The following is a 21621-nucleotide window of genomic DNA, read 5'->3' on the forward strand; positions in this document are numbered from 1 at the left end:
GGCTACGGGCGGCTGCCCGCGTCCATGGTAGCTTGCGCGACCGCCTGTGCCGGTATTTGCATGGCCAATCTCACCGTCTCCGCCCTGGCGCGGCCCCGGTCGGCGGGCACCGCCCGACGTCTAGGCTGTGCGCATGGGAGCCAATTCGTCGGATTCTTTGACGCCAGCCATCGCCGCCGATCATCCGGGAGTGGGCGAACTGTTCGCCGTTCTCGCGTACGGCGAGATCTCGGCGTTCTATCGCCTCGCGGAGGATGCGCAGATGTCGCCGACCCTGCAGGGGAAGGTCGCGCTGGCGAGCATGGCGGCCGCGGAGATGAGCCACTTCGAGACCCTCCAGTCCGCGTTGACCGCACGGGGGCACGATGTGTACTCGGCGATGAAGCCGTTCGTGGCGGCGCTGGACGACTATCACGCCTCAACACACCCGTCGACCTGGTTGGAATCGCTGGTCAAGGCCTATGTGGGCGACGGCATCGCCGCGGACTTCTACCTGGAGATCGCGGACTCCCTCGACCCGTCGGTGGCAGGCGTCGTGCGCGAGGTGCTCGCCGAGACCGGGCACTCGGAGTTCGTCGTGCACGAGGTCAGTGCTGCGGTCCGCTCGAGCACGCAGGAGAAGGACCGGCTGATGCTGTGGGGACGTCGGCTGCTGGGGGAGGCGATCACCCAGGCGCAGTACGTGATGGCTCAGCGCCAGGACCTGACCGAGCTGGTGATCACCGCGAGCGGCGACCTCAGCGGCATCGCCGCCATGTTCGACCGGATGCAGGAACGGCACTCCGAGCGGATGACGGTGCTGGGACTCGTGTAGCCGGTCCGCCGCTGTTCGCTCTCAGCACACGCACAGCGCGGGCGCGGCGGCGAGCGGCTGCACTAGCCTTGGGCTTCGGTAGTGATGGCACGAGATTTCGGAGGTTGGCCGTGGAGGTCAAGATCGGTGTTTCTGACAGCCCGCGCGAGCTCATCGTGAACAGCGAACAGACATCCGAAGAGGTCGAGGCCCTGGTTGCGGGCGCGCTCGGCGGCGAGGGCGGCGTGCTGGCGCTCGTCGACGACAAGGGACGCAAGTTCCTGATCCAGGCCAGCAAGGTCGCGTACGTGGAGATCGGCCCGTCGGACAGCCGCAAGGTCGGGTTCGCCGCGACCAGCTGATCTGAAGAAGCGGACGAAGAAACGGGGCGCGGTCATCCGCGCCCCGTTCTCGTTGCCTCTGTGGTTCGTCTAGCGCGGCTCAGTGCTGCAGCGGCACGTGCGACAGTCCGCCCCAGGCGAGCACGACGGTGGTGTCGACGGCCTCCTCCTTGGGGATCGGCCGGTTGGCCTGCAGCCAGTAGCGTGCCGTGAACTGGCTGGTGCCGACGAGCCCGACCGCGAGGATGCGGGCGCGATAGGGATCGAGTCCCGAGTCGTGGCTGACCAGGTCGAAGACGGCGTCCACGCAGGCCTCGGTGGCCTGGTCGACCCGCGCAAGGACCTGCGGGTCACCCATCACGTCGGACTCGAACACCAACCGGTAGCCCTGGCTGTCGTTGTCGACGAAATCGAAGAAGGCCTGCACGGCCGCGCGGACGCGCTGCCTGTTGTCGGTGGTCGACCGAAGGGCCTGCCGCACGCCCGAGATCAGGCTGTCCACGTAGCTCTGCAACACCGCGAGGTAGAGGTCGAGCTTGCCGGGGAAGTGCTGGTACAGCACGGGCTTGCTGACGCCAGCGCACTCGGCGATCTCGTCCATGCCCGCAGCGTGATAGCCCCTGGTGACAAAGACCTCGCTCGCGGCCTGGAGCAGCTGCAACCGCCGCGCGTCGCGGGGGAGGCGGGTGCTGCGTTTGGTGGTCTGGCCGGCTGGTGCTGCGGCCCGATCCGCGAGTTCTGTCATCGTGCTCCCAATCTGCTGCCTATCCACCATCACTGACCCGTGCGGTGCCGTGAGGGTGCTCACTGCACTGAGTGCACAAAGTCATCGAACGATACCCGGACGATCGCCGGGTCACCCTCACAATGGCGCATGCTGTGTAAGTGAGTATTCCAGGTGATGCGGTCGGTGTCGGCATGTCGCCGTCGGGTGCCCGGTCGGGGCGACGTTCGGCGCGCCGAATCGCCGTTGCGCCGGTCTGTGAGATTCTGGCTCCGTGACAGATCGAGGTGGACCGCGGTTGCGGGGCGACGCTCCGCGTCGCTCAGGCGACAGTGACTACCCCGACGACCGCTACTCGGCCCCGCGCGCAGGCGATGACTACCGAGACGATCGGTACCCCGACGACGAGCGTTACGGGCGACGTGAGACCGGCTCCCATCAGCCGCTTCGAGCGCAATGGGATCCCACCAGTCGCGAGCCGGGGCGACCCCGCGCCCCGAGGCCGGAACGTCAGGCCCGAAAGCAGAGCAAGCTCGGCAAATTCGTTTCCGTGTACGGATGGCGGGCGTACGCGATCCCGATCCTGCTGGTGGTCACCGTGCTGGTCGCCGTCGACGCCATCCGCGGCGGCGGCAGCTCCCCCGAATCGGAGACCGGCGACGGCCCGGGTCTGGGCGCGCTCAGCACGGCCACCGACGGCACCGACGTGATCGGCGTACCGCCGCAGGCCGACGGCAACTTCGCCGCGACGATCCCGTCCGGCGCGCTCCCGGACGGCGGTCCGTTCACCGCCCAGGGCGCGGGCACGTGGCATGTGATCCCTGGTGCCACCGCCCAGGCGGGGCAGGGCACCGAGCAGGTCTTCACGTACACCGTCGAGGTCGAGGACGGCGTCGACACGTCCGGTTTCGGCGGTGACGAGGCGTTCGGTCGGATGGTGGACCAGACCCTGGCCAACCCGAAGAGCTGGACCAAGGACCAGCGGTTCGCGGTCCGCCGGATCGACAGCGGCGAACCCTCGTTCAGGGTGTCGCTGACTTCCCAGATGACCGTTCGCCAGGCCTGCGGATACGACATCGAACTCGAGGTCTCCTGCTACAACCCGTCGATCAACCGGGTGGTCCTCAACGAGCCGCGCTGGGTCCGCGGCGCGATTTCCTTCCAGGGCGACATCGGCTCCTACAGGCAGTACCAGATCAACCACGAGGTCGGCCACGCCATCGGTTATCAGGACCATCAGCCCTGCGAGTCGGACGGCGGATTGGCGCCGGTGATGATGCAGCAGACCTTCGGCACCTCGAACAACGACATCGCCAAGCTCGACCCGGAGGGTGTGGTGCCGATGGACGGCAAGACCTGCCGGTTCAACCCGTGGCCGCACCCGCGCGGCTAGTTGACTAGCCCCGCACCCAGGTCGCGAGGAGTGCGCGTTCGTCCGCGGTCAGGCGGCGCAGCCGCTGGGTGTGCGGATCGCCGAGGGCCAGCTGGGTGACGGCCTCGACGGCGGGCCGGGAATCCGCGGGCGCCGTTGCCGCACGCACCTCGTAGCGCACGGTCACGTCGACGGTGCGCAGTCGCTCGATCCACATCGTGACCGACAGGGGGCTGTCCGCGTGGGTGAGCGGGGACCGGTACCGCACGTCGATGTGCGCCACCACGGAGGTCCCGAGCAACTCGGACGCCTCCGGCCCGACGCTGCGCAGCCAGTCGATCCGGGCCTCCTCGAGCAGGGTGACCATCCTGGCGTGGTTGACGTGCTGGAAGACGTCCATGTCCGACCACCGGACCGGCACCTCGGCGCGGTAGGAGACCGGATCGGTGGTCGGGGCGGGGTCGGGGCGGTGCTCATCGGGACTCCTCGCGAACATCGTGCATACCAGGGCGACCGACCGTAACCGACCGGGGGAAGAATGGACTCGTGCGGAGCGTTGTAGCTGCGTGAGCGCGTAGACCGTAGGAGCCGTCGTGTCTGACCTGAAGTCCAAGAACTCATTGCCGCCGCTGGTCGAACCCGCGGCCGAGCTGAGTCGCGCCGAGGTGGCGCGCTACAGCAGGCACCTGATCATCCCCGATGTCGGCATGGTGGGGCAGAAGCGGATCAAGAACGCCCGGGTGCTGGTGATCGGCGCGGGCGGGCTCGGGTCGCCTGCGCTGCTCTACCTCGCCGCCGCTGGCGTCGGGACCATCGGCATCGTCGAGTTCGACGAGGTCGACGAGTCCAACCTGCAGCGCCAGGTCATCCACGGGCAGGCCGACGTGGGCAGGCCCAAGGCCGAGAGCGCTCGCGACTCCATCCTCGAGATCAACTCCAACGTCGAGGTGCGGCTGCACCAGTTCCGGCTCGAGCCCGACAACGCGGTGGAGCTGTTCGCGCAGTACGACCTGATCCTCGACGGCACCGACAACTTCGCCACCCGCTACCTGGTCAACGATGCCGCGGTGCTGGCGGGCAAGCCGTATGTCTGGGGCTCGATCTATCGGTTCGAGGGGCAGGCCTCGGTGTTCTGGGAGGACGCCCCGGATGGACGCGGGCTCAACTATCGGGATCTGTACCCGGAGGCGCCGCCGCCGGGGATGGTGCCGTCGTGCGCCGAGGGTGGGGTGCTCGGCGTGCTCTGCGCCTCGATCGGGTCGATCATGGCCACCGAGGCGATCAAGCTCATCACCGGTATCGGGGAGTCGCTGCTCGGCAGGCTCATGGTGTACGACGCCCTCGAGATGAGCTACCGCACCATCAAGCTGCGCCGTGACCCGGCCCGGGAGCCGATCACCGAGCTCATCGACTACGACGCGTTCTGCGGCGTGGTGTCCGATGAGGGCGTGGCCGCGGCCGCGGACTCGACGATCACGGCGCCCGAACTGGCCGCGATGTTGGCGGCGGGCAAGGAGATCGAGATCGTCGACGTCCGCGAACCGGTGGAGTGGGACATCGTCCACCTGCCTGGGGCGACGCTGATCCCCAAGGACCGCATTCTGTCCGGTGAGGCGCTCGCGGAGCTGCCCCAGGACCGGCCGATCGTGCTGCACTGCAAGACCGGCATCCGGTCCGCCGAGGCGCTGGCCGCACTGAAGAAGGCGGGCTTCGCCGATGCGACCCATCTGCAGGGCGGTGTGATCGCCTGGGCGAACCAGGTGGACAAGTCGCTGCCGGTGTACTGAGGCTGACCCGGCGCGTCAGGGGAGGGCGACAGGCCCGACGGCGGTAGCGTTGTTGACGTGAGCTCTGTCGAACCTCCCGAGCACGTGCGCTCCACCTTCGGTCTGCGCGAGACGGTTCCGATTCCGCTCGGAGCCGACTGGGACGGCGGTTGGCGTTGCGGTGATGTCGTCCTCTCGCCGGTCGCCGACCACGCCCGCGCCGCATGGTCGGCGAAGGTGCGCGAGACGCTGACCGCGGACGGGGTGCGGATCGCGCGGCCGGTCCGGGCAACAGACGGACGCTATGTCGTATCGGGATGGCGGGCAGACACATTCATCGGCGGCTCGCCGGAGCCGCGGCACGACGAGGTGGTCTCGCTGTCGATGCGGCTGCACGCGGCGACCGCGACCCTCGAGCGGCCGCGGTTCCTGGTGCAGCCCCCGGTGGCGCCCTGGGCGGACGTCGACGTGTTCGTCGCGGCCGATCGGGCTGCGTGGGAGCAGGTTCCGCTCCGGGCGGTCAAGGGCCAGTTCGAGGCGGTCACCGACGACGGCCGAACCAGTGTCGAGCTGATCGGGCAACTGGCGACGCTGCGCAAGCCGGTGCGCAGCCCCGACCAGTTGGTGCACGGCGACCTGTTCGGCACCGTCCTGTTCTCGGGCTCGGAGGCGCCCGGCATCACCGACATCACCCCGTACTGGCGGCCCGTGGCCTGGGCGGCCGGGGTCGTGGTGGTGGACGCGTTGTCCTGGGGCGGAGCCGACGCGGAGCTGATCGCCCGATGGGAAGATCTGCCGGAATGGCCGCAGATGCTGTTGCGCGCCCTGATGTTCCGTCTGGCGGTGCATGCGCTGCATCCGCGCTCGACGGCCGAGGCGCTGCCCGGCCTGGTCCGGACCGCCGACCTGATCCGGTTGATGCTCTAGCTGCTCAGGTGCGCTGGGCGAGGAGTTCGGTGAGGAACCGGCGCGCCGCGGTCGCCGCGCGTTCGCTGTCGCCGTCGATGACGGCCTCCACGAGCTGGTCGTGCTCGGGTTCGTAGGAGTTCTCGGCCGCGACGGGGTGACGGAGGATGGTCTGCTCGATGGCGGGCAGTAGCGAGTCGTAGAACTCGAGGTACACCTCGTTGTGGCTGGCCGCGACGATCGCGCGATGCAGGGCCAGATCGGCGGCCACGGCCGCCGTCGTGTCGGCCGCGCCCTCGACGGGCGACCAGAGGAGATTCCGGCGCGCGAGCAGATCGCGCAGGGTGGCGATGTCGGTGTCGTCGCGGCGCCGCGCAGCGAGGGCGGCCGCGGTGACGTCGAGGGCCTGACGCAGTTCGAGGATGTCACGCTCATGTGCGGCCGCGAAGTACTTGCCGAGCGTCCCGCCGAGGTCGCTGGTGGTGATCACGTAGGTGCCCGAACCCTGACGTCGTTCGAGCATGCCCGCGTGCACGAGCGCCTGGACCGCTTCGCGGACCGTGTTGCGCCCGGTCCCGGTCAGCTCGGAGAGTTCCGGCTCCGTCGGAATCCGCGAGCCGGTCGGCCAGCGGCCGGCCACGATCTCCGCGCGCAGCTGGTCGGTGACCTGCGCGATGAGGCTTGTTCGTCGTACGGGTTGCACGCGGTCCCTCTCTGTAAGACGTGTGCGCATCATACTCAGTTGCATCGGATCATCCATTCATCCTATGATTTTGCGATCATTTGTTGAGGGAACGAGGTGTGCGGTGTCCGTGCAAGCAACCGAACGGCATCGGCACCCGATCGACCGCCGCGCACTGGTCACCGGCCGGCTGATGGTGCTGGTCGCGATCGTGCTCTCCGCGCTCACGCTCCGCACCGCCGTCACCTCCCTGACCCCGCTGCTCGATGAGATCAGCAGGGACGTCGGGTTCGGGTCCACCATCGTCGGTGTCTTCGGGATGCTGCCCACGGCGATGTTCGCCGTCTTCGGGCTGCTCACGCCCCGGCTGGCCCTGACGTTCGGTCTGGAGCGGGTGGCGCTCGGGGCGATGCTGATGACCGGTGTCGGCATCGCGACCCGTTCGATGGTGTCCGACACCGCGGCCCTGCTCGCGCTCTCCGCCCTTGCCCTCGGCGGCATGGGGATCGGCAATGTGGTGATCCCGCCGCTGGTCAAGCGCTATTTCTCGGACCGCGTCGCGATGATGAGCACGATCTACATCACCTGCGTGCAGGTCGGAACCTTCCTGCCTGCGCTCGTCGCGGTGCCGGTTGCGGACGCATACGGCTGGCGCGTCTCACTCGGGCTGTGGTCGTTGCTGGCCTTCGCGGCGGCCCTGCCCTGGGTCGGCATCGTGATCAGCAGGCGCGGCCGAGACCGTGTCGACACCTCCGCGGAACCGCATGCGGAGCACGGTGAGCGTGGTCGGGCGTGGCGCTCGCCGGTGGCCTGGGGGATGGCCGGGATGTTCGGTATGACCTCGCTGATCACGTACTCGATGTTCACCTGGGTGCCGAAGATCCTGACCGAGGCCGGTGCGAGCGCGGCATTCGGCGGAGCCATGGTCGCGCTGTTCTCCGCGGTCGGATTCATCGCGGCGATCGGGGCGCCCACGCTGTGCGCGCGGATCGCCAACCCGTACCCCGTGGTGGTCGCCTGCGCGGTGTTCTACCTGGCCGGATTCGCCGGTCTGCTGTTTGCGCCGATGGCGGCGCCGGTGCTGTGGATCCTGCTGGTCGGCCTCGGCCCGAGCACGTTCCCCATGTCGTTGACGCTGATCAACCTGCGCACCAGGACCGCGGCAGGCTCGGCCGCGCTGTCCGGCTTCACCCAGGGGCTCGGATACGCGGTTGCCTGCATCGGCCCCCTGCTGTTCGGCATCCTGCACGACCTGACTGGCGGCTGGACCTGGCCGTTCGCCCTGTTGCTCGGTGCGGTCGCGGTGATCCTGGTCGCGGGCTACGTGGCGTGCAAGCCGAGGTTCCTCGAGGACAGCTGGCTGTGACACCTGTCACATCTTGACCCGGCTGTGACCGATCGTCACATGTCGTAACACCCTGTTTACCTGCGGAAACGTCCTCACCATCCGACCTCCGCGTTCGTGAGCGCAAGTTCATTCCGGAGTCATTACCGGCAGCACCTCGGCAACATCCGACTCGTACCTTTAGGTCTCCCACGCATAGAGGAGGCCCGGTGACCACACGTTCGGACGAAGCCACGGCAACAGCCGGCGCGCTCGAGGACAAGTCCTCGAATCGCAAGCACTACATCGCGGAATGGGATGCCGAGGACGTCGAGGCCTGGGAGGCCGGCGGCAAGGACATCGCCAAGCGCAATCTCGTCTGGTCGGTCATCGCGGAGCATGTCGGCTTCTCGGTGTGGTCCATCTGGTCGGTGATGATCCTGTTCATGCCGACCGATGTCTACGGCATCGACCCGGCGGGCAAGTTCTTCCTGGTGGCGGTCCCGACCCTGGTCGGCGCCATCCTCCGCATTCCCTACACCGTCGCCACCGCGCGGTTCGGCGGGCGCAACTGGACCGTGTTCAGCGCACTGGTCCTGTTCATCCCGCTGGTGCTGACCCTGGTGCTGATGCTGAACCCCGGCGCGTCCTACACGACGTTCCTGCTGGTGGCGGCGCTCGCCGGTGTCGGCGGCGGCAACTTCGCTTCCTCGATGACGAACATCAACGCCTTCTACCCGCAGCGACTCAAGGGCTGGGCCCTCGGCCTGAACGCGGGCGGCGGCAACATCGGCGTGCCGCTGATCCAGCTCATCGGCCTGCTCGTGATCGCCACCGTCGGTAACACCGAGCCCTGGATCGTCTGCTCGATCTACCTGGTCTTCGTCGGCATCGCCGCGATCGGCGCCGCACTGTTCATGGACAACCTCGGCAACCAGAAGGCCGACCTGCGGGCGATGGGCAAGGCGCTCAAGTTCCGCGATTCCTGGGTCATCAGCTTCCTGTACATCGGCACGTTCGGTTCCTTCATCGGCTACAGCTTCGCCTTCGGCCAGGTCATGCAGATCAACTTCCTGGCAGGCGGCGACACCCCCGCTCAGGCCGCGCTGCACGCCGCACAGATCGCGTTCATCGGACCGCTGCTCGGCTCGATCGCCCGACCGATCGGTGGCAAGCTCGCCGACCGCGTCGGCGGCGGCAAGATCACGCTGTACACCTTCTCGGCGATGGCGCTGGCCTCGGCGGTCGTGGTCACCGCGAGCACCCTCGACGACAGGGCGGCGGGCCCGGCGACCACCGGCACGCTGGCCATCCTGGTCCTCGGCTTCATTGCGCTGTTCATCCTGTCCGGCGTCGGCAACGGCTCGGTGTACAAGATCATCCCGTCCATCTTCGAGGCCAAGGCCCAGGGCATGGACGAGCTCAGCAAGGTCGAGAAGGCCTCCTGGTCCCGCAGCATGTCCGGCGCGCTGATCGGCTTCGCAGGCGCGATCGGTGGACTCGGCGGCGTCGGCATCAACCTGGTGCTCCGGGCCTCGTACCTGAGCCCGGCGAAGTCCGCGACCATGGCGTTCTGGGTCTTCTTCGGCTTCTACCTGGCCTGCATCGTCGTCACCTATGTGGTGTTCCTGCGCCGCCCGGCGGCCAGGGACGTCACCGAGACCGAGGAGTCGGTGCTGGTATGACCATCGCAGTTCCGTCCCTGGTCTCCACCCCCACCCACTGCCCGTACTGCGGACTCCAGTGCGCGATGAACATCGCGCGGGACTCCTCGGCAACGGATCAGGCCCTGACCGCGACGGTCACGGGTCGGAGCTTCCCCACCAACCGGGGCGGGCTGTGCCAGAAGGGCTGGACCAGTGCGGAACTGCTGAGGAACCCGAACCGGCTCACCGCGCCGCTGGTGCGCCGGGACGGGGAACTGCGCCCCGCGAGCTGGGACACCGCGCTCGACGTCGTGGCCGACGGCTTCGCGGCGGCGCAGGCAAAGGGCGGACGCGACGCCGTGGCCATCTTCGGCGGCGGCGGGCTCACCAACGAGAAGGCGTACCAGCTGGGCAAGTTCGCCCGGGTGGCGCTGCGCACGTCGAACATCGATTACAACGGCCGGTTCTGCATGTCCTCGGCGGCGGCAGCGGGTGGCAAGGCCTTCGGGCTCGACCGCGGTCTGCCCTTCCCGGTGGCCGATCTCGGTGCGGCGCGGGCGATCCTGATCCTCGGCGGCAACGTCGCCGAGACCATGCCGCCCTTCGTCGGTCACCTCGCGACCGCGGCGGACGCGGGCGGACTCATCGTCGCGGACCCCCGGCGCACGGCCACCGTGGAGCGCGCCCTCGCCGGCGGTGGGGTGCACCTGCAGCTGAGCCCGGGCACCGACCTGCCGCTGGCCCTTGGCCTGCTGCACCTGGCCGTGCTCGACGGCCGCATCGACCACAACTTCGTCGGCGCCCGCACCGAGGGATTCGACGATGCCTGGCTGGCCGCAGCCCAGTGGTGGCCCGAGCGCACCGAGCGGGTCACCGGGGTGCCGGTGAGCGCGCTGCGCCGCACGGTGGAGATCCTGTGGCGCGCACAGCAGTCCGATGCTGGTGCCTACATCCTGACGGCCAGGGGGGCCGAGCAGCACGCGACCGGGACCGACACCGTCTCGGCCGTGATCAACCTGGCTCTGGCCCTCGGGCTGCCCGGCCGCCGGGGCAGCGGGTACGGCGCCATCACCGGACAGGGCAACGGGCAGGGTGGTCGCGAGCACGGGCAGAAGGCAGATCAGCTGCCCGGCTACCGCAAGATCACCGACCCCGCCGCGAGGGTGCACATCGCTGAGGTGTGGGGCATCGACCCGGCCGAGCTGCCCGGCCCGGGCAAGAGCGCGTACGAGCTGCTCGAGTCGCTCGGCACGCCAGGCGGGCCGAGCGCGCTGATGGTGCACGGGGCGAACCTCGCGGTGTCGGCCCCCCGCGCCGGCCATGTCGTGGACCGGCTGTCCGCGCTGGACCTGTTGGTCGTCAACGACTTCCTGCTCTCGGAGACCGCCGCCATGGCCGACGTCGTCCTGCCTGTCCTGCAGTGGGCAGAGGAGGAGGGCACGATGACCAGCCTCGAGGGCAGGGTGCTGCGCCGCAAGGCCGCCGTGCCCGCCCCGAGGGACCGCGTTCCGAGCTCGAGGTGCTCGCCGGGCTCGCCCGCCGGCTCGGCCAGCCCGCGGGTCGGTTCGGAACCGATCCCGAGGCCGTCTTCGAGGAGCTCCGGTTGGCCTCCGCGGGCGGGGTCGCTGACTACTCGGGGATCAGCTACGCCCGGCTGGACGAGGGCGCCGCGCTGCACTGGCCGTGCCCGGCCACCCCGCGGGCGAACCCGAGCACCCCGGGACACCGCGTTTGTTTCTGGATCGATTCGAGACCCCGAGCGGCCGAGCGCGTTTCGTCGCGGTGGAGCACCGCGGGCCGAGCGAGGGGACGGACGCCGAGTTCCCGTTGGTGGCCACGACGGGACGGGTCCTCGCGCACTACCAGTCCGGGGCGCAGACCCGCCGGATCGACGAACTGGTCCGCGCGGCCGGCGGGATGTTCGTGCAGGTGCATCCCGACACCGCGCGCCGGGCTGGCCTCGTCGAGGGTGCCAAGGCCGCCGTGGTGAGCAGGCGGGGCCGGACCGAGGCGACCGTGCGCTGCGACGACAGCATGCGGCTCGACACCGTGTTCCTGCCGTTCCACTTCGCCGGGTCCGGCCGGGCGAACCTGTTGACCAACCCGGCTCTCGACCCGACGAGCCGGATGCCGGAGTTCAAGGTGTGTGCGGTCAAGTTGGAGGTGGCATGAACAGGACCCGAATCGTGGTGGTGGGCAACGGCATGGCCGGCTCACGACTGGCGGAGGAACTGCGGCGACGCGATCCGAACGGGGAGCGGCTCGACATCGTGGTGATCGGTGCCGAGGCGCATCCCGCGTACAACCGGATCCTGCTCTCGAACGTGTTGGCCGGCAGCATCACCGGCCGCGACACCCGGCTCAAGCCGGACGGCTGGTGGGAGCGTCAGGGCATCGACGTCCGGTCCGGCGTCCGGGTGACCGGCATCGACACGGCCGCACGGACCGTGCGCTGCGACGACGGCACCGGGGCCGGTCACGACGAGATCGGCTACGACGAGCTGGTGCTGGCGACCGGTAGCCGATCGTTCATCCCGCCGATCGCGGGCGCGGTGGACGAGTCGGGCACGCTGGTCGACGGCGTCGCCGCGTTCCGCACGATCGGCGACTGTGACCAGATCATCGCAGCGGCCACCGGCGGGTCAAGTGCCGTCGTGCTGGGGGCGGCCTGCTCGGGCTGGAGGCGGCCCGCGGACTGCTGATGCGCGGCATGGACGTCACGGTGGTGCACCCCAAGGACTTTCCGATGGAGCGCCAGCTCGACCCCGCGGGCGGCGCGGTGCTGACCCGGGTGCTCACCGAGCTCGGCATGCGGATGGTGCTCGGTCGCAGGGCGGTTGCCCGCGACGCCGAGAACCGGACCGTGGTGCTCGACGACGGGACCGAGCTGCCGGCCGATCTGCTGGTGTTGTCGGCGGGGATCCGGCCGGAGGTGTCGCTGGCCGAGTCCGCGGGCATCGCGATCGATCAGGCAATCGTGGTCGACGACCTGCTGCGAACCAGCGCCCCGCGCGTCTCGGCGATCGGCGAGTGCGCGCAGCACCGCGGCGAGGTCTACGGACTGGTGCAGCCGGGCTGGGAGCAGGCCGCGGTGGTGGCCGAGCGGCTCGCGGGCGAGAACCGATTCGCCACTTACCACGGGACCGCGAACGTGACGCGGCTCAAGGCCCACGACATCGACCTCGCCTCGATGGGCGACATCAGCGCCGAGATGCACTGCAGCCACAGCGAGGTGCTGACCCTGGCCGACCCGACCCGGGGGCGCTACGCGAAGGTCGTGGTGCGGGAGGACCGGGTGGTCGGGGCGGTGCTGCTGGGAAATCCCGACGTGGTCGGCACCCTGACCCAGCTCTTCGACGCGCAGCTGCCGGTGCCGGTGGATCGGATGTCGCTGCTGATCGGTCGCGGATCGGGCGCGGGCGTCGAGGTGGCGAGCCCGGCCACCATGCCGGGGTCGGCTGTGGTCTGCCGGTGTAACTCGGTGACCAAGTCGCAACTGACAACGGCGTGGAAGGCGGGCTCGCGCAGCGTGGCGGCCATGGCCACCGAGACAAGGGCGACCACCGGCTGCGGCGGCTGCAGCTCCGTCGTCCAGGGCATCTGCGAATGGCTACGCAACTCGGATCCGGAACCAAGAGACCAACCAGCACACGAAACACCATCGATCGAAGAAGAGGGCGCAGCATGAACAACAAGTCGGTAGTGGTGATCGGGCACGGAATGGTCGGCCATCGATTCGTCGAGGCGCTGCGCGCGCGGGACGGGGACGCCCAGTGGCGAGTGACCGTCCTGTGTGAGGAGGCGCTGCCCGCCTACGACCGGGTCGGCCTGTCCTCCTACGTCGGGTCCTGGGACGCAAAGGAACTGGCGCTCGCGGGCAACGACTACGCAGGGGACCCGCTGGTCGAGCTGCGGACCGGCGAGCGGGCCGTCGCGTTCGACCGCACCGCGCGCACCGTCACCACCAGCGCCGGCGACACCCTCGGCTACGACGCCCTCGTCATGGCCACCGGCTCGTACCCGTTCGTGCCGCCGATTCCCGGCCACGACCGACCCGAGTGCTTCGTGTATCGCACTCTCGACGACCTCGACGGGATCCGCGCCACCGCGGAGAAGGCGGGCCGGGGGCGGTCGGCGTCGTCGTCGGTGGCGGCCTGCTGGGCCTGGAGGCGGCCAATGCGCTCCGGCTGATGGGCATGACCCCGCACGTGGTCGAGTTCGCCCCGCGGCTGATGCCGCTGCAGGTCGACGAGGGCGGCGGCGCGCTGCTGGCGCGGCTGGTCACCGACCTCGGCGTGACCGTGCACGCGGGCGTCGGCACCGCCGCCATCACCGAGGGTCCCGACGGCGTGAGCGTCGAGCTCTCGGACGGATCGGTGATCGAGGCGGCGCTGCTGGTGTTCTCCGCGGGCATCCGGCCGCAGGATCAGCTGGCCCGTGCGGCCGGGCTCGAGGTCGGCGAGCGCGGTGGCATCCTCACCGACCTCGGTTGCCGGACCTCCGACGAGGCCGTCTACGCCGTCGGCGAGTGCGCGGCGGTCGAGGGTGTCGCGTACGGCCTGGTGGCGCCCGGCTACACCACCGCCGAGATCGTCGCCGATCGGTTGCTCGGCGGCGCGGCCGAGTTCCCTGGCGCGGACCTGTCCACCAAGCTCAAGCTGATGGGGGTGGACGTCGCCAGTTTCGGTGACGCACACGCGCAGACGCCCGGTGCCCTCGAGGTGGTCCTCAGCGACGCGGCGAAGGGCACCTACGCCAAGCTCGTGGTGTCCGACGACGCCAAGATCCTGCTCGGCGGCATCCTCGTCGGCGACGCGTCCGCGTACGCGTCGCTGCGACCGCTGGTTGGTCGCGAACTCCCGGGCGACCCGGCGTCGCTGATCTCGCCTGCGGGCGAGAAGCCCGGCGCCGGATCGCTGCCCGACGATGCCGAGGTGTGCTCCTGCAACGGCGTCACGAAGGGCGCCATCTGCGGCGCGATCGCCGAGGGCGCCTGCGACATCGCGTCCGTGAAGAGCTGCACCAACGCGGGAACCACCTGCGGCGGATGTCTGCCAACGATCAAGCAGCTACTGGCCTCGTCCGGCGTGGTGATGTCGAAGGCGCTCTGCGAGCACTTCGAGCAGTCACGCGCTGAGCTGTTCGAGATCGTGATGGCGACCGGTACCCGCACCTTCTCCGCGCTGATCACCAAGTTCGGCACCGGAAGCGGATGCGACATCTGCAAGCCGGTGGTCGCCTCGATCCTGGCCTCGACCGATTCGGATCACATCCTGCACAGGAACCAGGCCTCGCTGCAGGACACCAACGACCACTTCCTGGCCAACATCCAGAAGAACGGCACCTACTCGGTGGTGCCGCGGATGCCGGGTGGCGAGTGCACGCCCGAGCAGCTGATCGTGATCGGTGAGGTGGCACGGGATTTCGGTCTGTACACCAAGGTCACCGGTGGCCAGCGCATCGATCTGTTCGGTGCCCGCGTCGAGCAACTGCCCGCGATCTGGAAGCGACTGGTCGATGCCGGCATGGAGTCCGGTCAGGCCTACGGCAAGTCGCTTCGCACGGTGAAGAGCTGTGTCGGATCCACCTGGTGCCGGTACGGCGTCCAGGACTCCGTTGGCATGGCCGTCGGACTCGAGAACCGTTACCGCGGTTTGCGATCCCCCCACAAGATCAAGTTCGGAGTCTCCGGGTGCGCTCGTGAGTGCGCGGAGGCCAGGGGCAAGGACGTCGGCGTCATCGCCACCGAGAACGGCTGGAACCTCTACGTCGGCGGCAACGGCGGTCAGTCGCCCAAGCACGCACAGCTGCTGGCCGGCGGCCTCGACGACGAGACCCTGATCCGCTACATCGACCGGTACCTGATGTTCTACGTCCGCACCGCCGACCGGTTGCAGCGCACCGCGCCGTGGGTGGAGGCGATGGAGGGCGGCCTCGATCACCTCAAGGCCGTTGTCTGCGAGGACAGTCTGGGTATCGCCGAGGAGCTCGAGGCGGCCATGGCCAAGCACGTCGAGGGATACCAGGACGAGTGGGCGGGCGTGCTCGACGATCCGGAGAAGCTCTCGCGCTTCGTGTCCTTTGTCAACGCTCCGGAGGAGGCCGACCCGACCGTGGTGTTCGACGAGTCCGGCGATCGCAAGATCCCGGTCCTGATGGGGATACCGCCCATGCCCGCCACGATCTCCCAGTAGCGGGTGAGGACCGCTCAGAATCTGCTTACCCCGAGGGAATCGCGGCTTAACGCCCAGGTAACACCGGAAAAGTAGAAAGTAAGCCTGCATTACAGGAGGACCACGATGATGACCGTTATCGAGATGAAGGCGCACAACGTGACCGGACCCGGACGCGAGAGCGTCAACGACGGACGACTCGAATGGACCTCGGCCTGCCCGCTCAGCCACCTCATCCCTGGGCTCGGTGTCGCGGTGCTGATTCGGGGGGCGAGCAGGCAGCCCTGTTCCTCATGGAGGACGGCTCGCTCTACGCAGTGGGGAACATCGATCCGTTCGGGCGCGCGGCGGTGATGTCGCGCGGCCTGGTCGGGGACAGGGCCGGTGAGCCGATCGTGGTCTCGCCCCTGCTCAAGCAGGTGTTCTCGCTCGTCGACGGGCGCTGCCTCGACGACGAGTCCGTTCGGCTGCCGGTCTACGACGTGCGGGTCTGGGCCGGCATGGTCCAGGTCCACAGCACCTCGGCCGCCGCGGCGGACAGCGCATGAGCGAGGGCAGGGCGGTGCCGCAGGTCGGTGAGCCGCTGTCCGGTTTCACCGTGGGGGTCACCGCGGCCAGGCGGTCGGAGGAGTTCACCACCCTGCTGACCCGGCGCGGCGCCACCGTCGTGCACGCGGCCGCGATCCGGATCATCCCGCTCGTCGACGATGCCGAGCTGGAACGGGTGACAAGGGAACTGATCGACAACCCGCCCGAGATCGCGGTCGCGACCACCGGAATCGGGTTCCGCGGCTGGATGGAGGCCGCCGACGGCTGGGGGCTCGCCGAACAGTTGGGTGGCGCGCTGTCGAACGCGCGGCTGCTGGCGCGCGGGCCGAAGGCGAAGGGCGCGATCCGAGCCGCGGACCTGCGCGAGGAGTGGTCGCCGGTCTCCGAGTCGTCGGCCGAGGTGATCGACCACCTGCTCGCCGAGGGTGTCGAGGGCAAGCGGATCGCCGTGCAGCTGCACGGCGCCACCACCGAATGGGAGCCGCTGCCCGACTTCTGCGAGGTGCTCCGGGTGGCAGGCGCCGAGGTCGTCCCGGTGCCGGTGTACCGGTGGACCCAGCCCGACGATCCGACCGCGATGGACCGGCTCATCGAGCTGACCGTCGGCGGTGGACTGGACGCGCTGAGCTTCACCAGCGCGCCCGCGGTGGCGTCGATGTTGATCCGCGCCAAGGAGATCGGCCTCATCGACCCGTTGCTGAACTCGTTGCGCACCCGGGTGCTCGCGGTGTGTGTCGGCCCGGTCACCGCGGCACCGCTCGAGGCGCTCGGTGTCCCGAGCACCATGCCGGGACGGGCGCGGCTCGGGTCGCTGGCCCGGCACATCGCCGAGGAGCTGCCGCGGCGCTCGATGCGACTGCGCGCGGCGGGTCACGACGTGAGCGTGCGCGGCGGATGTGTCGTCGTGGACGGCGAGGTTCGTCAACTGGCTCCTGCCGCAATGGCTTTGATGCGAACGCTGGCGCATCGACCCGGACGCGTCGTCTCGCGGGAGGAGCTGCTCTCCGTGCTCCCCGGCGGCGGCGAGGACACCCACGCGGTGGAGACCGCCATCGCGCGGCTGCGGACCTGTCTCGGCGCCCCGAAGATCGTGCAGACGGTGGTCAAGCGTGGCTACCGCCTCGCCCTCGACCCGGTCGATTGCGGGGACGACTAGTGGGCGGGCCGGCTCTGGTGCTCGTCGCGCACGGCACCAGGAGCCCGCGCGGCGTCGACATGGTCGCCGCGCTCGCCGACGCGGTGGCGGACGAGGTGGGCACGACCCGCGTCGCCTTCGTCGACGTCCTCGGTCCGTCGCCCTCGGAGGTGCTCCGCGACCTCGACGGGCCCGCCGTCGTGGTGCCAGCGTTTCTCGCCTCGGGGTATCACGTGCACACCGACGTCCCGCGCGAGGTCGCCGATTCCGGGCACCCCGATGTGACCGTGACCAGGGCGCTCGGGCCGGACCCGGTGCTGGCCACGGTGCTGTTCGAGCGCCTGCGCGAGGCGGGCTGGCGGCAGGGCGACGCGGTGGTGCTCGCGGCGGCCGGTTCCTCGGATCCGCGCGCGCTTGCGGACGTGCGCCGCGGCGCCATGATGCTCGCGGAACTGGTTCGGAGCACGGTGCACATCGGCTACGTCGCGACCGCGGAGCCGCGGGTGCCCGAGGTGGTCGAGGGGCTGCGGTCGGCGGGTCACCGCCGGGTGTTCATCGCCTCGTATCTATTGGCGCACGGCCTGTTCCACCGGAGGCTGGTCGATGCCGGATCGGACGGCGTGGCCGAGCCGCTCGGCGTGCACCCGGCTTTGGTTCGGCTGCTGGCCGACCGCTATCGAGCCGGCTGCGCGGACATCGCGTCCGTCAGCGAGGCAACGGCAGCAGTTCCGCGGAGCCACCGTCAGGCGTTGCCGGTTCGATGATCGCGAGGGCGTCGGCCCCGATCAGCGCGGCGAGGTGAGCTGTCCCCACCGGCGCGGCCGCATACCAGCGACCGTCCGGCCGTCGGGTGGCCGTGACGACCCGGGGGGCGTCGGAGGCGAGCTCCGCGGCGTTCTCGATCGGCGCGCGCGGCGGGATCGGGGCAGGGGCACCGGTGAGCGCGGCGACCACCGCGGGCGCCGTCATCAGCAGCGTGCCGACCGCCGCAAAGGGGTTGCCGGGCAGCCCCAGCACGATGCGGCCGTCCGGCAGCACCGCGACCACCTGCGATCCGCCCGGCCGGCAGCGCACCCGCCCGACCACCAGGCGGGCGCCGCAGCGGGTGAGCGCCATCCGCAGGTGATCGGCGGCGCCGCCCCCGGTTGCGCCGACGATGACGATCAGGTCTGGTCGCGATTCCGCTTCCGAAACCGGCTGCGCCAGTAGCTCATCGAAGCCCCCGATGGTGTCGCGCAGGTGCGACTCGGCGGCCGTGCGGATCCCGCACCAGGACAGGAAATGTGGCATCACGGGCCCGAGGCTGTCGCGGGTCTGCCCGGTGCGCAGCGGGCCGTCGCGGCGGATCTCGTCCCCGGTCACCACGATGTGGGCCGTGACAGGCCCGCGGACCAGCAGTTCGGGGACCTCGCCGCTGAGCGCCACCGAGACGACGGCGGGGGTGACCGGTTCGCCCGCCTCCGCGAGCGGTGCGCCCGGCTGCCAGTTCTCACCGCGCCTGCGGGTGTCGTCGCGGACCGGCGCGTCCGGGCGCCTGCTCAGCGTGGTGTCCGAGAGTTCGACGTGCTCGTCGCGCACGACGGAGGTGGCCCCAGACGGCACATGGGCACCCGTGGCGATGCGGACGGCGTGCCCGGTTTCGAGTTCGACCTCGTCCTCGGATCCTGCGTAGCGGATGGCCGTGTCGAGTTGCCAGGGTCCGTCGCCGGACACGGCGTAGCCGTCCATCGCCGAGATGTCGATCCGGGGCAGCGCGTCGGCGGCGACCATCGGTCGCGCCAGCACCCCTCCGATCGCGGCGAGCGGGGCGGCCGAGCGAGCCGGCAGCATCGCGACGGCATCGCGGACGGCACGCCTGGCCTCGTCGAGGTCGACGGCGGGGAGATGCCGCGCGCGCGGGCGGCTGCGACGTCGGCCTCGGTGTCGCAGTCGGAGATCCCGGTCATGGGAACGGTGACGTACCCGGCCGGGATCAGTGTCTTCATCGGCCTGTTGGCCAGGTCGGTGCGCCCGAGTTCGTCCAGCCCTGCGGACAGCGCATCCCTGCGCCACACGCCGAGGAGGAACTGCACCCGGCCGGATTCGTCGAGCGCAAAGGCCGCAGGTGCACTCGGTTCGCGGTCGAGTGCCGCGACGAGGCTCTCGATCGAGGCCGAGGACAGGAACGGCAGGTCGGCGGCGAGCACCACCACGGGGGCGGTGCCGTCGCCCAACTCGAGCAGGCCCGCGTCCATCGCGAGGACTGGGCCACCGCCTGCGGGTGATTCCTGGGTCTGAGCGATCGGGGCGGCGAGGTCGTCGCGGTGCGGTCCGACCACGACCACCCGCTCCGCCCTTGCGACGGAGTCGAGGGCTGCGCGCAGCATCGAACGGCCGGCGATGACGATCGCGGGCTTGTCGACGCCACCCATCCGGGAGGCGGATCCGCCGGCGAGAATGACTGCGTCGTATGCCGGGGGAGCGCCGATGGTCATCGATAGATGATCCCATTGATCTGCAGGTGAATCGAATTGAGGACTCCCGGATCAGGCCTTCTTGACCACGCTCGATTTGAGCTGCATCGGACCGATGCCGTCGACCTTGCAGTCGATGTCGTGGTCGCCGACGCCCTTGACCAGACGGATGTTGCGCACCTTGGTGCCCGACTTGATGCCGGTCGGGCTGCCCTTGACCTTGAGCGTCTTGATCACCGTGACGGTGTCGCCGTCGGCGAGCACGTTGCCGACGGCGTCACGGATCACGTCGGTGCCCTCGTCATCGCCCGCACCCGCCGCCCACTCGTGTGCGCACTCCGGGCAGACCAGGAGCGAGCCCATCTCGTAGGTGAACTCGCAGGAGCACTGGGGCACGGGGGCAGGGTCTGATCCATCTGTCGATCGTATTCGCGACGAGGATCTCACCGGACCGCCCGCCTGGCGCGCGCCGCGCGGGCCAGCATTCGTGGGGAGAACATCACGAAGGGCGAACGGTTACGGGTGCCGTACGCGAAGAACCGGTCAGCTACCCATGGATCACGGGCGGCGCCTGCGAACAGCAGCCGTGCCAGCGGATTGAATCGAGGGCGCTGGCTGAAATCGATCGCGAAGAACTGGTGCGGCCACAGTCGCATCCGGTGACGACGCTGGTAGCGACGTGCCGCCGCGTCTATCTCTCGGTCGGTGCCGGTCACGAGCGGTTTCGCGACGGCGTCGCCGAGCCACTCGGCGGTCTGCAGCGCCCACCCGCACCCCGCGCCCCAGACCGGGTCGAGCACCAAGGCGGCGTCCCCGACGAGTACGACGCCGGGAGCGGCGATGCGGCGCCGGGTGATGCTCGGGTAGTCGCGGGTGCCGACGACATCGGACACTCGCTCCGCGTCGGTCAGGTCCGGGGCGTCCGGAAGGTCCTCGAACACGCGCAGCAGCGCTGCCTCCTTGTCGCCGTCGAACTCCGGCAGCCGGCTCTTGTCGGGCACGGCGGTGAGGACGGTCACCCCGGCATCGTTGCCGAACGCGTATGCCGCGTCGGGCTCGAGCAGCCACAGCTGAACCGATTGCCCATGCGGGATCGTGACATTCCGGTAGGAGGCGAAGTAGGCGAAGCGGTCGTTCCGGGATTCCCGGCCGGGTAGATCCGCGAGCCGGGCCACCTTCGAGGACCGACCGTCCGCGCCGACGACCAGTCGGCAGGAGAGCCGTCCCACGCGGTCGGCGACCACGCCGTCGACCCGCCCGTCGGGGCCTCGAGTCAGCTCGCGCAGCTTCGCGCCCAACATCAGATCGACGCCCGGCACCTGGGCGGCGGCTCGCCGCATCAGCGGATCGAGGATCTCGCGTTGGAGGTTGTAGCCGTGCGATGGGCGGTCCCTCGGCTCCGGTTCCTCGACCCAGCCGTATCGACTCCAGGCGTTGCCGTGGTTTCGGACCGCTCCGGCGGCCTCCAGTTCGGAATCGAGTCCGAGCCGCTGGAGGGTGGGTAGCGCGCTCGACTGGATGTAGTGCGTGCACATCCGCTTGTACGCCGCCGGATTCCGATTCGCCTCCAGCAGCGCCACCCGCAGGCCCCTGCGTCCGAGCAGGATGGCGGCCGTGCACCCGGCCAGGCTCGATCCCACAATTGCGACGTCGTACTCGCCGCCCATGATCGCTCACCGCGATTCGGTCGTTGAATTACGCCGCTTCTGAGTGTCGCAGTTGCCCGGTGCGGATGTAAACACAACGATTCGGCCACG

Annotated in this window: 15 protein-coding genes and 6 pseudogenes; 15 read left to right on the forward strand and 6 right to left on the reverse strand. The window is 69.7% G+C overall.

The genetic code is table 11. From position 1 onward, the window contains the following. Positions 1-133 precede the first annotated feature (133 nt). Both BTZ20_RS08395 and BTZ20_RS08400 read left to right on the forward strand, forming a co-directional pair. Positions 134-814, forward strand: coding sequence for a ferritin-like fold-containing protein (locus BTZ20_RS08395; RefSeq protein ID WP_077041047.1), 681 nt, complete (start codon positions 134-136; stop codon positions 812-814). 110 nt (positions 815-924) lie between these two features. After that, positions 925-1155 (forward strand): DUF3107 domain-containing protein, encoded by a 231-nt coding sequence (locus BTZ20_RS08400; protein ID WP_077041048.1) that lies wholly within the window; start codon positions 925-927, stop codon positions 1153-1155. A gap of 79 nt (positions 1156-1234) precedes the next feature. Here BTZ20_RS08400 and BTZ20_RS08405 read toward each other — a convergent pair whose 3' ends face one another. Next, positions 1235-1879 carry a TetR/AcrR family transcriptional regulator gene (locus BTZ20_RS08405; RefSeq protein ID WP_027500149.1) on the reverse strand — a complete coding sequence of 215 codons (645 nt, stop codon included), beginning with the start codon at positions 1877-1879 and terminating at the stop codon, positions 1235-1237. A gap of 253 nt (positions 1880-2132) precedes the next feature. Between BTZ20_RS08405 and BTZ20_RS08410 the strand changes: the two genes are divergently transcribed. Further along, the gene (locus BTZ20_RS08410) at positions 2133-3251 is read left to right on the forward strand and encodes a DUF3152 domain-containing protein (protein ID WP_077041049.1); all 1119 of its coding nucleotides are present in this window, start codon (positions 2133-2135) and stop codon (positions 3249-3251) included. 4 nt (positions 3252-3255) lie between these two features. Here the strand turns inward: BTZ20_RS08410 and BTZ20_RS08415 are convergent, their stop codons facing one another. Continuing rightward, complete coding sequence (locus tag BTZ20_RS08415; RefSeq protein ID WP_077041050.1) at positions 3256-3726, reverse strand: acyl-CoA thioesterase; 471 nt, start codon at positions 3724-3726, stop codon at positions 3256-3258. Positions 3727-3832: 106 nt separating this feature from the next. Between BTZ20_RS08415 and moeZ the strand changes: the two genes are divergently transcribed. Together moeZ and BTZ20_RS08425 are read left to right on the forward strand one after the other, a co-directional pair. Then, on the forward strand, positions 3833-5017 hold the full coding sequence (gene moeZ / locus BTZ20_RS08420; RefSeq protein ID WP_077043574.1) for an adenylyltransferase/sulfurtransferase MoeZ: 1185 nt from the start codon (positions 3833-3835) through the stop codon (positions 5015-5017). Positions 5018-5074: 57 nt separating this feature from the next. Beyond that, a complete protein-coding gene (locus tag BTZ20_RS08425; RefSeq protein ID WP_077041051.1) occupies positions 5075-5923 on the forward strand; it encodes a TIGR02569 family protein in 849 nt (282 codons plus the stop codon). A 4-nt stretch (positions 5924-5927) separates the two neighbouring features. Here the strand turns inward: BTZ20_RS08425 and BTZ20_RS08430 are convergent, their stop codons facing one another. Further along, positions 5928-6605 carry a FadR/GntR family transcriptional regulator gene (locus BTZ20_RS08430; RefSeq protein ID WP_077041052.1) on the reverse strand — a complete coding sequence of 226 codons (678 nt, stop codon included), beginning with the start codon at positions 6603-6605 and terminating at the stop codon, positions 5928-5930. Positions 6606-6777: 172 nt separating this feature from the next. On the opposite strand from BTZ20_RS08430, the gene BTZ20_RS08435 reads away from it, so the two are divergent. From BTZ20_RS08435 to BTZ20_RS08470, 10 genes and pseudogenes are all read left to right on the forward strand, one after another. Beyond that, entirely contained in the window at positions 6778-7950 is a 1173-nt protein-coding gene (locus tag BTZ20_RS08435; RefSeq protein WP_077043575.1) for an MFS transporter, read from the forward strand. 263 nt (positions 7951-8213) lie between these two features. Next, a complete protein-coding gene (locus BTZ20_RS08440; RefSeq protein WP_223263771.1) occupies positions 8214-9593 on the forward strand; it encodes an MFS transporter in 1380 nt (459 codons plus the stop codon). 65 nt (positions 9594-9658) lie between these two features. Then, positions 9659-10993, forward strand: a pseudogene (locus BTZ20_RS08445) (molybdopterin oxidoreductase family protein); the annotation flags it as partial. A 391-nt stretch (positions 10994-11384) separates the two neighbouring features. Further along, entirely contained in the window at positions 11385-11726 is a 342-nt protein-coding gene (locus tag BTZ20_RS27860) for a molybdopterin dinucleotide binding domain-containing protein (RefSeq protein ID WP_223263772.1), read from the forward strand. 68 nt (positions 11727-11794) lie between these two features. Beyond that, positions 11795-12816, forward strand: a pseudogene (locus tag BTZ20_RS08450) (NAD(P)/FAD-dependent oxidoreductase); the annotation flags it as partial. A gap of 183 nt (positions 12817-12999) precedes the next feature. Beyond that, the gene (locus BTZ20_RS27865) at positions 13000-13242 is read left to right on the forward strand and encodes a (2Fe-2S)-binding protein (RefSeq protein WP_223263773.1); all 243 of its coding nucleotides are present in this window, start codon (positions 13000-13002) and stop codon (positions 13240-13242) included. Further along, positions 13239-15748, forward strand: a pseudogene (gene nirB, locus BTZ20_RS08455) (nitrite reductase large subunit NirB). Before BTZ20_RS27865 ends, nirB begins: the two are co-directional and overlap by 4 nt. 108 nt (positions 15749-15856) lie before the next feature. After that, positions 15857-16275: pseudogene (nirD, locus tag BTZ20_RS08460) on the forward strand (nitrite reductase small subunit NirD). Then, on the forward strand, positions 16272-17432 hold the full coding sequence (locus tag BTZ20_RS08465; protein ID WP_077041054.1) for a uroporphyrinogen-III synthase: 1161 nt from the start codon (positions 16272-16274) through the stop codon (positions 17430-17432). The pseudogene nirD and the gene BTZ20_RS08465 overlap by 4 nt, the downstream one beginning before the upstream one ends. Beyond that, positions 17432-18175: a sirohydrochlorin chelatase gene (locus tag BTZ20_RS08470; RefSeq protein WP_145982253.1), complete on the forward strand. Its 744-nt coding sequence runs from the start codon at positions 17432-17434 to the stop codon at positions 18173-18175. The genes BTZ20_RS08465 and BTZ20_RS08470 overlap by 1 nt, the downstream gene beginning before the upstream one ends. Here the strand turns inward: BTZ20_RS08470 and BTZ20_RS08475 are convergent. The 3 genes and pseudogenes from BTZ20_RS08475 to BTZ20_RS08485 all read right to left on the reverse strand — a co-directional run bounded on the left by BTZ20_RS08475 (position 18117) and on the right by BTZ20_RS08485 (position 21531). Then, a pseudogene (locus BTZ20_RS08475) lies at positions 18117-19885 on the reverse strand (NTP transferase domain-containing protein). The gene BTZ20_RS08470 and the pseudogene BTZ20_RS08475 overlap by 59 nt on opposite strands. 51 nt (positions 19886-19936) lie before the next feature. Continuing rightward, positions 19937-20280, reverse strand: a pseudogene (locus BTZ20_RS08480) (zinc ribbon domain-containing protein YjdM). 27 nt (positions 20281-20307) lie between these two features. Beyond that, the gene (locus BTZ20_RS08485; RefSeq protein ID WP_077041056.1) at positions 20308-21531 is read right to left on the reverse strand and encodes an NAD(P)/FAD-dependent oxidoreductase; all 1224 of its coding nucleotides are present in this window, start codon (positions 21529-21531) and stop codon (positions 20308-20310) included. Positions 21532-21621 lie beyond the last annotated feature (90 nt).

Origin of the sequence: Rhodococcus sp. MTM3W5.2 (assembly GCF_001984015.1) — a bacterium.
Taxonomy (GTDB): domain Bacteria; phylum Actinomycetota; class Actinomycetes; order Mycobacteriales; family Mycobacteriaceae; genus Rhodococcus_G; species Rhodococcus_G oryzae.

Excerpts from the sequence above, each read along its gene's own strand:
- BTZ20_RS08395 (WP_077041047.1), top strand. The coding sequence starts at position 134 with ATGGGAGCCAATTCGTCGGATTCTTTGACGCCAGCCATCGCCGCCGAT.
- BTZ20_RS08405 (WP_027500149.1), bottom strand. The coding sequence starts at position 1,879 with ATGACAGAACTCGCGGATCGGGCCGCAGCACCAGCCGGCCAGACCACC.
- BTZ20_RS08415 (WP_077041050.1), bottom strand. The coding sequence starts at position 3,726 with ATGTTCGCGAGGAGTCCCGATGAGCACCGCCCCGACCCCGCCCCGACC.
- BTZ20_RS08435 (WP_077043575.1), top strand. The coding sequence starts at position 6,778 with ATGGTGCTGGTCGCGATCGTGCTCTCCGCGCTCACGCTCCGCACCGCC.
- BTZ20_RS27865 (WP_223263773.1), top strand. The coding sequence starts at position 13,000 with ATGCCGGGGTCGGCTGTGGTCTGCCGGTGTAACTCGGTGACCAAGTCG.
- BTZ20_RS08465 (WP_077041054.1), top strand. The coding sequence starts at position 16,272 with ATGAGCGAGGGCAGGGCGGTGCCGCAGGTCGGTGAGCCGCTGTCCGGT.
- BTZ20_RS08485 (WP_077041056.1), bottom strand. The coding sequence starts at position 21,531 with ATGGGCGGCGAGTACGACGTCGCAATTGTGGGATCGAGCCTGGCCGGG.